An 11,775-nucleotide genomic window follows, 5' to 3' on the forward strand; every position below is an offset into this window, starting at 1 on the left:
TCAAAAGTTTCAGAAACACAAAAATCGCTTGCACAACATGGCGTTTATGCAAGCGATTTGTTATGGTGATCCAGCGGGGATTCGAACCCCGGACACCCTGCTTAAAAGGCAGGTGCTCTGCCGACTGAGCTACTGGATCGTGTTAAGTTGAAATGGCAGGGACGGCTGGATTCGAACCAGCGAATGTCGGCGTCAAAGGCCGATGCCTTACCGCTTGGCGACGCCCCTGTATTCGGCTGGATTGCATGGAGCCGGTCCTTATATTTATAACGCGCTGCATCAAGCAGCGCGTCACATGGTTTCATATGGGGTGGGTAAAGGGACTCGAACCCTCGACCCTCGGAACCACAATCCGATGCTCTAACCAACTGAGCTATACCCACCATATAAACTGTAGTCAACTGGAGAGATGGCACGCCAGGAGGGATTCGAACCCCCGGCCTACTGCTTAGAAGGCAGTTGCTCTATCCGGCTGAGCTACTGGCGCATATCAATTCCAGCCCGCGCATGGGAAAGAAAATGGAGCGGGTGATGGGAATCGAACCCACGTGTTCAGCTTGGAAGGCTGACATTCTACCATTGAACTACACCCGCGGGTTTTTCTGACGCTTAAACAGTATACCAATAATCAGCGATTTTGTCAATACTATTTTCTGCATCTTTTCCAACTAATGTACTTGTGTCAGGAAAGGCTTTCCATGGAAAAGAAAAAATAGGGTATGTTATAATAAATTAAAATTATTTGAAAGAACTCAAAAAATATCGGATTCTTTTCCACAACACACAAGGTATAATTAGTGCTATAAAAAGGAGGAATGGTTATGTCAGATATTCTATATACAATCCGTGAAGCGGTTTCAGCCTGTAATGTAGTTGATTTGTCGCCAGTATTGGAAAATGATATCCCGCGCTGGCCGACGCATCCCCCGCTGGTCATCCATCCGACAGTCACACATGCGCATGATGGATATTACTGCCAGACAATGTTTTTGGGAGAGCATACTGGAGCGCATGTTGATGCTCCCGCCCATCAGGTATCCGCAATGATGGAAAGTACGATTGAAACCTATCCGCCGGACTATCTGTGCGGCGTGGCGGTTACATACCCTTTGTATCAACTGGATGCCAAGCCTGGTCAGAGGATCACAGCGGATCAGATATTGTCACTTGAGGCGAAAATGGGAACGGCAGCGGGGGAAGATGAGATCGTTCTGCTGGATTTCCATTGGTTCCGCTACTGGTCGGCCGGAGCCGATTGGAAGTACTATGCAAAAAATGAACCCGGGCTTTCAGAAGATGCAGTCCGGCTATTCGCGGAGCGCAGGGTTCGGGCGGTAGGAAGCGATACGATCGCCTGTGATACTCCTGTAATTGCTGGGGAGGAAATGGAATCCTATGGACACCATATGCACTGGCTCCCCAATCATATCCTGATCATGGAGGAACTGCAGAATCTGGATAAATTGCCGGTGCGGTCTTACTTCATAGCTGTACCGCTGAAGATCAGAAACGGTTCAGGATCTCCAATCCGCCCGTTTGCATTCGTGCCGAGGAATTGAACAATGAAAAGCTGCCTGACATAAGAAGATGCTCTTTTGACAGGCAGTTTTTATTTTCTGCGGGGAGGAGTCTGCAATGCATGAACAATCCATGAAAAAACGTCTGTTCCGATTCTTTGGTGCTTTCTCCCTTATTTCTGTCGTAACAGTTGCCGCGGCAGCCTGCATTGTGTCCTATCGCCATGTGATGGAAATGGCGGTCACGACAAGCGAACAGATCGTAGAAAAAACAGCGGATGAAGTTGATAACCTATTGGAAGATATGATATCCATGTCGCGGATTATCAGTCGGTCAGCCGGTGTCCAGTCGGTCATGCGTACAGAATATCCACAATATAAAGCGCAGTTCAGCGATCGCTTTGAGCTGGACGCATACCTTTCGGAGCTGAACCAGTATAACAGCAGTATATTTGCTATGTATTTTTTTGCAGATAATGGTATGGCGGCAAAATCACAGTATTACTCTTTTATAAATGAAAAAGCAATGGACAACCCGTATTGCCAAAAAGCCCTGCAATCAGAACACACTATTTGGCTGCCGCCTGAACAAGGTTCGCAATTTGCCGTAACAACAGGAGAAACGCTGTTGACTACGGTCACGCCGGTAAAGGAGTTGGGGAGCGGAGAGTACCGCGGGATTGTGGTGGTGGAACTGGAAGCGGCAAAAGTCAGTTCTTTTCTGAATACCAGAGTCAGCGAAAGTGGTTTTTTATATATACAGGATACGTATGGACGGCCTATTATTGGCCCTGCGGATATGACCGCTGCCCAATTGTCGGAAAGGGTCCGGCAAAATGCGTCCTATTCCTGGAAAGATGCCATATTTCATGATCTGCGGATTGAACAACCGGTTTTACAGACGGGATGGAAGCTGGTATGTACCGTGCCGGGCAGAGAACTGGCGCAAAACGTTCTTTTGATTATCAAAATCGTGAGCCTGGTTTCAATTGGCGTTATGGGAATTGCGCTGCTGCTGGCCTATCGAGTCGCCGCGTATATTGTTTGCCCTATCACAAAATTGGATGAAAAAATGCGTTTGGTGGAACAGGGGGACTTGAATGTGCATGCCGTTCCAGAACGAGACGATGAGATCGGCGCGTTAACCAACCGCTTTAACATGATGCTCAATACTATACATATTCTTATGGAACATGAGGTGGAAAATCAGAAGAAACTTCGCCTGACCGAACTAAAGGCATTACAGGCGCAGATCAAGCCGCATTTCCTCTATAATACACTGGATTCTATTATCTGGATGGTGCGGTCGGGAGACAAGGATGGTGCGGTCCGCATGGTAATGGCCTTGACGCAGTTCCTAAAAATTGGGTTGAGCAGGGGGCGGGAGGTTATTACACTGCGTGAGGAGCTGGCGCATGCCGGCAATTACCTGATTATACAGAATATACGGTATAAAGGAAAGTTCACGCATGAGATACATTTGAAAGAAGAGATCGCTTCCTGTCTGATTCCCAAGCTGGTCTTACAGCCGTTGATCGAAAATGCTATTTACCATGGCATGAAGCCTAAACGCGGGAGTTGTCATTTAAAAATTTGGGTACGGCCAATGGAAAAGAATATTGTGATAGATGTAATCGATAATGGCGTGGGCATGACAGAAGAGGCTTCTGCGGCACTGAATAATACGCTGCGGCACGGAAGCGGCCCGCGCGCAGAGAGTTATGGTGTGGTGAACGTAAACGAAAGGATTCGTATTCTGTTTGGAGAGCCGTACGGTGTGACGTTTGAAAGCCGGCAGGGGGAGGGAAGCTGCTTCCGCATTACCTTGCCGATGCGCTGGGAGGAGGAAACAGAGTGAAGGTATTGCTGGCAGACGACGAATATCTGATTCGAGAGGGACTGCGGGACAATGTGCCTTGGGCGGCTCATGGAATGGAGGTTATAGCAACAGCGGAGGATGGGGAACAGGCGCTGGAACTGGCGCGGCAATACAGGCCGGATCTTTTAATCACCGACATTTGTATGCCGTTTATGGATGGGTTAGAATTGGTGGAAAATGTATTGCGGGAGCAGGCGGATATCTGCGTGATATTGCTGACCTGCTATGATGAATTTGAATATGCTAAACGTGCGATTAAGCTGGGCGTAAAGGATTACATACTCAAGCCGATCGATTTGGCTTATATGGAGAGCCTGTTGGACGAGATTTTTGAAAAATATAAAGCAAGGCAGGAAGAAAATATAAAGCAGGAGCGCACGGAACTGCTTTCCTGCCTGCTGCACGCTGACTTGGATAAACAGCCTGAGGAAGCTGCGCTTGCGCAGGCAGGTATTCTTGTGGAGCGGTTCTATGCCTGTATTATGATCGATATTTTGGGCTATCGGTTTGCACGGGATACGTTCACTGAGCAGGAGCTACAGAAATATTTTAGCCGGTTCGCTGCGCAAGTAGAAGAATGTGCGGCAGAGCGCATGTTTTTTTATGAAGAATTTCAGACAGAGGGACGTGTCCTAATCGTTGTTTCGGGAAGAAATGCCCAGCAGGCAGCAGAGCATATGCAGGCTGTTTGCAGGGCGCTGCGCCAGGATGTGGATTTGAAAAATGAGTATCCCTTTCTTTGCGCTACAGATGGTGTGTCGGGAGACGTATGGGGGCTACAGGCGATGTACGGCCACTGTCAAAAAGTGCTGCAGTATGCTTTCCTTTATGATGAGACAAGCTTTTTGGATTACGCGGAGCTGAAGCGAATACGCCAGGATGACGGAACGCAGATTGCTGCTAATATAGCGCGTTTTGTCGACTGTATACGCACCTTTGATAAAGGTCTGATTGAGCAGAATATTTGTCTCATCACAGACAATATACGAGAAAGTGGACGATATTCCATTCTGTATGGCCAAATGTTTATTGCATCGGTGTACAGCCAGGTCACCGGCGCATTGAAAGAATTTGGGATCGATCTGTCCGAGGTGTTTGAAGATCCTGTGGAAGAATACCGCATGATCATTACGGCGGGCAGCCTGCAGAAGCAGATTAGCGGCCTCAGTGAACTGCTGGGGAAGGTGTGCGACTATGTACATGGAAAAAAAGGCGCGGCGCATCATACATTGATCGAAAAAGCGCGGCAGTATATCGAGCAGAATTATACCGACCATTCCATTTCTCTGCAAAGCGTTTCCGCTTCGGTCAATATGTCGTCATGTTACTTCAGTATTTTGTTTAAGCAGGAATGCGGCAAATCGTTTATCAGTTACCTGACTGACCTGCGCATGGAAAAGGCCAAGCAGCTTTTACGATATTCCGATCAGCGCTCCTATGAAATTGCACTGGCTGTTGGATATGACAACCCCAACTATTTTAGTACGCTCTTCAAGAAAAATACGGATTTTTCGCCCACGGAGTATCGACAGAAACAGAAAGAAAACGGGGCGGCAAAACAGAAAAAATCTTGAAATATTAAAAAAATATGTTGATTTACCACTATAGGAACAATCGGTATAATGAAAGCACATTCAGAAAAGAGAAAAATAGAAAACGGGAGGATTTCGTATGAAAAAGACCAGATTATTCGCAATGCTTCTAACCAGTGTACTGCTAATTGGCTCAGGTACAGGTTGTTCAACCGATTCAGAGAACACGGCCGTACCAGATGCGGATGTGGGAGTGGACAGCGGCGAAAGCGAGGTGCTGACGGTAGCCTTTTCGCAGTGCGGCAACCAGAACAACTGGAAAGTCGTTCAAACAAATGATATGAAAGAAAAAATAGAGGCAAGAGGATACCAATATATTTATACGGACGCACAGGACGATACGGCAAAACAAATGTCCGATATTGAGGATATTATTTCTCAAAAGCCGGATTACCTGATCGTATCTCCGCGTGAGTCCGAGGGTTTGACGCCCGTGCTTAAATCCGCAATGGATGCCGGTATTCCGGTCATTCTGGTTGACCGCGGCATCAATGGTGAGGCAGGCGTGGATTATACAACACTGAACAGCGCCGATTTGATTTGGGAGGGGCAGACCTGCGCCCAGTATATGAAAGAGCAGTTTGGCGACGAACGCTGCAATGTTGTGGAACTGACCGGAACACCGGGCGCCACCAGTACGATCGACCGCAATAAAGGGTTCACCGAGGAGATCGCCAACTATGACAATATAAAGATTATCGCCTCCCAGGTTGGAAATTTCAACCGTGCGGAATCACAAAAAGCGATGGAAAACCTGATTCAGGCCTATGGGGATGAGATCGATGCGGTATTTGCGCATAATGACGATAACGCTATCGGTGCTTTACAGGCGATCAAGGCTGCGGGACTCAAACCGGGCGAGGACATCAAGATTTACAGCATGGATGGGCAGAAAGATGCTTTGCAGGCGATCATTGATGGGGATATGGAATTGAGCGTGCTCTGTCAACCGCGCTTTGGAGACAGTGTTTTAGCGATTATTGACCAATTGGAAGCGGGTGAAGAGGTACCGGCGTTCGTTAAAAATGAAGGTAAGCTATATACAATTGAAAATGCAGAGGAATGCTTGGACGAGGCGTATTGATGCGTTTATGCATCTTAAAATAGCGTTCGGGAGAGGGGCGAAACGCCCCTCTCCCCTATGAAAGGAGGGATAGTGAATGGAAGCCATGTATTTGTTGGAAATGAGACAGATTGACAAGCAGTTTCCGGGCGTTCATGCATTGGATCATGTGAATTTTCGAGTGCGCGCGGGCGAGATCCATGCGTTGATGGGTGAAAATGGCGCAGGGAAGTCCACCTTGATGAAAATTCTGACCGGCTTGTACCGGAAAGATACGGGCGAAATTATCTTGGACGGGCAGCAGGTTTCGTTCAACAGCCCGTTGGAGGCACAGCGAGCCGGTATCAGTACAATTTATCAGGAGATCAATCTGATTCCGTATTTGAGTATTGCGGAAAATATTCATCTTGGGCGGGAGCCTATGAACCGTACAGGAATTGACTGGAAACAGGTGAACCAGAGAGCGGAGCGGATACTGCGCGAAATGGGAGTGGAGGCAGATGTGACCCAGCCGCTTTGCAGCTATGGAACGGCAGTGCAGCAGATGGTGGCGATTGCTCGTGCTATTTCGGTGCAGGCCAAACTGATTGTAATGGATGAGCCGACTTCCTCTTTGGATGAAAAGGAAGTAGAGATTTTATTCCGGCAAATGCGTAAACTCAGAGAAAAAGGCATCGCAATTATTTTTATCAGCCATCGTCTGGATGAGGTGTTTGAGATATGTGATACGGTTACGATTCTGAAAGACGGAAAGCTTGTCAGCGAAAGTCCGGCGGCGGAATTGAGTAAGCTGGAGCTAGTGTCCCGCATGATTGGACGCGATGCGACTGACGTGTTGCGAAGGAAAAACGGGGTTTATCAGGGAACAGGAGGAGTACCTGTGCTGGAAGCCCATGGGATTACAGACAAGGAGAAGCTGCGGGGGGTGAGCCTGAGAATCCGGCAGGGAGAGATAGTGGGCTTGGCCGGACTGCTTGGCGCGGGGCGGACCGAGCTTGCCAAGGTGATTTTTGGAGATAACCCGGATTATACAGGGACGCTGGCGGTCAATGGGCAGGAGGTGCGCTGGAAAGCTCCACGGGATGCGATTGCAAAAGGATTTGCCTATTGCTCGGAAGATCGCAAAGCGGAAGGAATTTTTCCCCATATGTCCGTGCGGGAAAACATGACGATGGCGATTTTGCCGCGGATCGCACGGCGGGGGCTGGTAAACGTCGGCCGACAGAAGGACATTGTAGATCGTTATATCAAGAGCCTGTCCATCAAAACGCCAGGGCAGGAGCAGTTGATCCGAAACCTGTCAGGCGGTAATCAGCAGAAAGTTCTTTTAGCGCGCTGGCTGTGCATGGAGCCGCGGCTGATCATACTGGACGAGCCGACAAGGGGGATCGATATCGGCGCGAAAGCAGAAATCGAGGCGCTGATTCAGGATATCGCTGGGCAGGACATCAGTGTATTGTTGATTTCTTCTGAGCTGGAGGAATTGGTACGCAACTGTCACCGTGTGATAGTTATACGGGATGGGAAAAATATCGGGGAGCTGGAAAGCGATATGCTATCAGAAGGAAACATCATGCGGACGATTGCACAAGACATCCTGCAGGAAGGGGGAGCCTGCATATGATGGACAGCATTGCTGCAAAAAACGGGCATACCTGTATTGACTGGGGACAGAACATACGAAAATATGGTACAATATATGCATTCCTGCTGCTGGTTATGTTCAATATCCTATTTACCCGCAATTTTGCTTCCATGGGAACCCTGTGGAACCTGACGATTCAGGTACTGCCAACTATGCTGACCTCGTTGGGGATGGTGCTGGTGATCTCCTCCGGAGGGATTGATATCTCGGTAGGGTCGGTCATGGCGATATCCGCCGTTACGAGCGGTTTGGTGCTGACTGGGAAAACACCGCTTTTGGGAACGGATACTGGCATGGCCGTGCTGGCCGCCCTTGTTGTGGCATTGGTGTTGGGATTGTTCAACGGTGTTCTGGTAGCATGCTTTAAAATACAGCCGATCATTGTAACCCTAATTCTTTATATTGCAGGACGAGGTATTGCACAATTGATGAATAACGGCGGCACAATCGTGTTTTATGGAAATACGTTTACGGAAATCGGCTTATACCGCGTTGGCGGCCTGGTACCGGTACAATTATTTGTATCCATACTGTTTGTCTGGATAATTGCATTCCTGCTTAAAAAGACGACATTTGGATATTATGTGCAGGGAATTGGAGAAAACGGGAAAGCCGCAAGATTATCGGGCATTCGTACGGCGCAGGTGTTGATCTCGGTGTATGTGATCAGTGCGCTGCTGGCGGGAATGGCAGGTCTGTTTGAATGCTCCCGTGCAAGCTGTGCAGATCCCAATGCGATTGGACAGCTTGCAGAAATGGATGCGATCGCGGCCGTTGCGATTGGGGGGACCTCCATGAACGGCGGCAAAGCGCGGATTATGGGGACGATATTCGGAGCCTTAATCATACAGCTGATTTCAATTATGGTCAATATGAACAACATCCCGTTTGCGTATTCCCGCATTTTTAAAGCCGCTATTATTATTCTCGCAGTTTATTTGCAGCGGGAAAAACGCCGTTAGGGGGGATCGTATGAAAAAAAAGAACTTGTTTTATGCGTTCTGTAAGAAGCACGGCGTAGTGTTCGCGCTGCTGGCCCTTATACTGGCTGCGGCTCTGCTGTTTCCGGAATTTGCATCGTACGGAAATGTGACGAATATCCTGAATCAGAACAGCATGATCGGCATTATTTCTCTTGGTATGACCTTTGTTATTTTGACGGGAGGCATAGACCTTTCAGTTGGTTCGCTTGCGGCGCTGTCCAGTGTTCTGGCGGCAGTCCTAAGCCCAAAGGGTAGTCTTGCAATAATGATCCTGGTGCCGTTGGCGGTCTGTACGGCGATGGGGCTGCTCAGCGGACTCATTATTGCGAAGCTGCAAATCGCCCCCTTTATCGCTACGCTGGGGATGATGATGGCGGCGCGCGGCATTGCTCTGGTAATGACAGACGGGGGCGTTTCGGTCAGTGTGGACACAGGTGTGGCAGAAACATTCCGATTGTTTGCCCGAAGCTATCTGTTGAGGGTGCCGGCGCCGGTATGGCTGTTTGTGTTGTTGCTGGTTACAGGGCTGTATATTGCGCGCCGAACACGGTCCGGACGGTATGTTTACGCAGTGGGCGGGAATGAAGAAGCAGCCCGCATGATGGGGCTGCAACCTGAAAAAATTAAGATCGCTGTTTATACGGTAAATGGCTTGCTGGCAGGGCTGGCAGGATTGATTTTGGCTTCCCGTTTAGGTGCGGGTCAGCCTGTGACATGTGACGGTTGGGAAATGACTGCGATTGCGGCGACCGCGATTGGTGGCACCCTGCTTTCGGGCGGCCGCGGCGGCCTTGGGGGGACGGCGATCGGCGTATTTATCATTGGTGTGATTTCGAACATGATTAATCTGCAAGGCAGCTTGAGTTCATGGTGGCAGTCGATCATTACCGGACTGCTGCTCTTGTTCGTCGTCATGCTGCAGTCCCACGCGCGGGCGAATGGTACCGGTAGTACAGAAATCGCTGGATAAGAAAAGGAGAACGGTATGAAAATCAGTTGTTTGCCCGTCTCGCTGTTTGATGAGATTTGTTCAGGGCGCATGAGTTTGCCTCAGTGGGCGCGCAAAGCAAAGGAAATCGGCTATGACGGCATTGATATCAGCATTATGTTCATCAAAAACCGAACACCGACCTATTTGAACGCCTTGAAACAGGAGCTGCAGGAAATCGGAATGCCGATTGTGATGATGACCACCTATCCGGATTTTACCAATCCAAATCCGGTGCAGCGGGAGCGCGAATTCCTATACCTGCAGGCGGATATTGCGCTTGCCTCAGAGCTGCATATTCGCTATCTGCGCATATTGGCGGGACAGGCACATCCGGAGCTGGATCGCGCGCAGGGTATCGCATGGGTATCGGATTATTTCCATCGCATTGCGCCAATAGGAAAAGAGTATGGCGTGGGCTTGGTGTTTGAGAACCATGGCAAGCCGGGCGCATGGCCGCGTGTGGACTTTACATATGATCCGGCGGTTTTCCTTGATATTTGCAGGCAGATAGAGGATACAGATATCCGGCTGAACTTTGATACAGGGAACATCACTGCTTTTGGGGGAGATCCACTCGAAGTAGTACCATCTGTCGTAAACCGCCTGGAAACCATTCATGTGACCGACATGGAGCAGCGCGGCCGCTTTTGCCCTGCGGCCATAGGAACGGGTGTGACGCCAAATCGGCCATTTTTCGAGTACATCAAGCGGCATGGCTTCGATAACTGGCTCTGTATTGAAGAAGCAAGCGGCTGTGGCTTGGCAGGAATCCGTGACGCCTATCATTTTGTCAAACAGGCTTGGGATGAGGCGTGAAAGGGGATGTATGGTAGATGAAAGCTCTGGTATTGACTGCTTATAATGAGCTTCAGCTCAAGGAGGTTCCGAAGCCGGTGCCTGCGGAAGATGAAGTGCTGGTACATATCAAAGCGTGTGCGATTTGTGGAAGCGATGTACACGGGTATGACGGGGGGAGCGGACGCCGGCAGCCTCCTATCATCATGGGACACGAAGCGGCCGGTGTGATCGAGCAGGTGGGGCGCGCGGTAAAAGGCTTTGCCGTGGGCGATCGCGTTACCTTTGATTCTACCGTGTTCTGCGGGAATTGCTGGTATTGCCGGCATGGTATGATCAACCTTTGTGAAAATCGGATGGTACTCGGTGTTTCCTGCGACGAATATACCAATGCGGGCGCAATGGCGGAATATGCAGCGATCAAGGCGAGAACCTTATTCCGGATACCGGATGCAGTCAGCTTTGAGCAGGCTGCGATGGTTGAGCCACTGTCCATTGCAGTACATGCCGTGTCCACTGTTGCGCCGATTCGTATGGGGGACAGAGCGGTGGTGATAGGCGCGGGAACAATCGGGCTTCTGCTTACGCAGGCGGTTAGGAACGCAGGCGTAACCGAACTGGTTGTCGTTGATTTGGATGACCGTAAGCTGGAACTGGCCAAAGCATTGGGGGCAACGCATGTTATTCACTCCGGGCGGGAGGATGCGGCTGCGGAAATCCGTGCGCTCTGCGGCGGCCGCGGGGCGGATATCGCTTTTGAGGCGGTTGGGATCTCACAAACGTTGAACACCGCGATCGACAGCGTGCGTCTGGGGGGAAGTGTGGTTATGGTCGGTAATGTAGCGCGTAAAGCAGAGCTGCCACTGCAGAAATGCGTTACACAGCAGATTACATTATATGGGAGCTGTGCGTCATCAGGGGAATACGATATCTGTCTTGATTTGATTGCGCACCGGATGGTTGATGTAGACAGTCTGATCAGTGCGGCCGTGCCGCTTGCAGACGGTGCGGAATGGTTTGATAGGCTGCATGCGGCAGAACCTGGTCTGATTAAGGTGGTACTACAGCCTTAATGTGGGATACCGAATGCTTCTTCTTTTTCTTCTCTTTTTTTCATATTGTGCGGCAGCAAAATAAAAGAGCCTCTTTTAGGTAGCTACGCATAAAACAGTATTAACTATAAACTAAATTAAGGTAGCTGCCATACAGGGTAAAAAATGAGGCTGTTTCAAATTATGTGTAAACCTCCTGAGTGGTGTAGAATAGAAGCATCACACAGGAGGTTATACATATGGCCAGAAAGAATCGCA

The 11,775-nt window shown here is 49.5% G+C and carries 9 protein-coding genes and 5 tRNA genes; 9 read left to right on the forward strand and 5 right to left on the reverse strand.

Annotated features, from left to right (window positions below; genetic code table 11):
- Positions 1-63: 63 nt before the first annotated feature.
- From OCV66_RS14105 to OCV66_RS14125, 5 genes are all read right to left on the reverse strand, one after another.
- A tRNA-Lys gene (locus tag OCV66_RS14105) sits at positions 64-139 on the reverse strand.
- Positions 140-153: 14 nt separating this feature from the next.
- Positions 154-228 (reverse strand) — tRNA-Gln (locus OCV66_RS14110).
- Between the two features lie 78 nt (positions 229-306).
- Positions 307-383, reverse strand: a tRNA-His gene (locus tag OCV66_RS14115).
- A gap of 27 nt (positions 384-410) precedes the next feature.
- Positions 411-487: transfer RNA gene (locus tag OCV66_RS14120), tRNA-Arg, on the reverse strand.
- A gap of 33 nt (positions 488-520) precedes the next feature.
- Positions 521-594: transfer RNA gene (locus tag OCV66_RS14125), tRNA-Gly, on the reverse strand.
- A gap of 227 nt (positions 595-821) precedes the next feature.
- On the opposite strand from OCV66_RS14125, the gene OCV66_RS14130 reads away from it, so the two are divergent.
- The 9 genes from OCV66_RS14130 to OCV66_RS14170 all read left to right on the forward strand — a co-directional run bounded on the left by OCV66_RS14130 (position 822) and on the right by OCV66_RS14170 (position 11,538).
- The gene (locus OCV66_RS14130; RefSeq protein WP_054326347.1) at positions 822-1,559 is read left to right on the forward strand and encodes a cyclase family protein; all 738 of its coding nucleotides are present in this window, start codon (positions 822-824) and stop codon (positions 1,557-1,559) included.
- Positions 1,560-1,635: 76 nt separating this feature from the next.
- Positions 1,636-3,375, forward strand: coding sequence for a cache domain-containing sensor histidine kinase (locus tag OCV66_RS14135; protein ID WP_054326348.1), 1,740 nt, complete (start codon positions 1,636-1,638; stop codon positions 3,373-3,375).
- The gene (locus OCV66_RS14140; protein ID WP_054326349.1) at positions 3,372-4,970 is read left to right on the forward strand and encodes a response regulator transcription factor; all 1,599 of its coding nucleotides are present in this window, start codon (positions 3,372-3,374) and stop codon (positions 4,968-4,970) included. The genes OCV66_RS14135 and OCV66_RS14140 overlap by 4 nt, the downstream gene beginning before the upstream one ends.
- 97 nt (positions 4,971-5,067) lie before the next feature.
- Complete coding sequence (locus OCV66_RS14145; protein ID WP_082396816.1) at positions 5,068-6,072, forward strand: ABC transporter substrate-binding protein; 1,005 nt, start codon at positions 5,068-5,070, stop codon at positions 6,070-6,072.
- A 76-nt stretch (positions 6,073-6,148) separates the two neighbouring features.
- Positions 6,149-7,675, forward strand: a complete 1,527-nt coding sequence (locus tag OCV66_RS14150) for a sugar ABC transporter ATP-binding protein (protein WP_147574562.1) — start codon at positions 6,149-6,151, stop codon at positions 7,673-7,675.
- Positions 7,672-8,658, forward strand: a complete 987-nt coding sequence (locus tag OCV66_RS14155; RefSeq protein WP_054326351.1) for an ABC transporter permease — start codon at positions 7,672-7,674, stop codon at positions 8,656-8,658. Before OCV66_RS14150 ends, OCV66_RS14155 begins: the two co-directional genes overlap by 4 nt.
- Positions 8,659-8,668: 10 nt before the next feature.
- A complete protein-coding gene (locus OCV66_RS14160; RefSeq protein ID WP_107631676.1) occupies positions 8,669-9,649 on the forward strand; it encodes an ABC transporter permease in 981 nt (326 codons plus the stop codon).
- Positions 9,650-9,664: 15 nt separating this feature from the next.
- A complete protein-coding gene (locus OCV66_RS14165; RefSeq protein WP_107631677.1) occupies positions 9,665-10,486 on the forward strand; it encodes a sugar phosphate isomerase/epimerase family protein in 822 nt (273 codons plus the stop codon).
- 17 nt (positions 10,487-10,503) lie between these two features.
- Positions 10,504-11,538 (forward strand): galactitol-1-phosphate 5-dehydrogenase, encoded by a 1,035-nt coding sequence (locus OCV66_RS14170; RefSeq protein WP_107631678.1) that lies wholly within the window; start codon positions 10,504-10,506, stop codon positions 11,536-11,538.
- The last annotated feature ends 237 nt before the right edge of the window (positions 11,539-11,775 follow it).

The sequence above is a fragment of the Agathobaculum ammoniilyticum genome (assembly GCF_025567315.1).
In the GTDB taxonomy this organism is placed as follows: Bacteria; Bacillota; Clostridia; order Oscillospirales; family Butyricicoccaceae; genus Agathobaculum; species Agathobaculum ammoniilyticum.

What these genes read in the sequence shown, in the direction of transcription:
- OCV66_RS14130 (WP_054326347.1), top strand. Translation starts at nt 822, where the DNA reads ATGTCAGATATTCTATATACAATCCGTGAAGCGGTTTCAGCCTGTAAT.
- OCV66_RS14135 (WP_054326348.1), top strand. Translation starts at nt 1,636, where the DNA reads ATGCATGAACAATCCATGAAAAAACGTCTGTTCCGATTCTTTGGTGCT.
- OCV66_RS14145 (WP_082396816.1), top strand. Translation starts at nt 5,068, where the DNA reads ATGAAAAAGACCAGATTATTCGCAATGCTTCTAACCAGTGTACTGCTA.
- OCV66_RS14150 (WP_147574562.1), top strand. Translation starts at nt 6,149, where the DNA reads ATGGAAGCCATGTATTTGTTGGAAATGAGACAGATTGACAAGCAGTTT.
- OCV66_RS14155 (WP_054326351.1), top strand. Translation starts at nt 7,672, where the DNA reads ATGATGGACAGCATTGCTGCAAAAAACGGGCATACCTGTATTGACTGG.
- OCV66_RS14160 (WP_107631676.1), top strand. Translation starts at nt 8,669, where the DNA reads ATGAAAAAAAAGAACTTGTTTTATGCGTTCTGTAAGAAGCACGGCGTA.
- OCV66_RS14165 (WP_107631677.1), top strand. Translation starts at nt 9,665, where the DNA reads ATGAAAATCAGTTGTTTGCCCGTCTCGCTGTTTGATGAGATTTGTTCA.
- OCV66_RS14170 (WP_107631678.1), top strand. Translation starts at nt 10,504, where the DNA reads ATGAAAGCTCTGGTATTGACTGCTTATAATGAGCTTCAGCTCAAGGAG.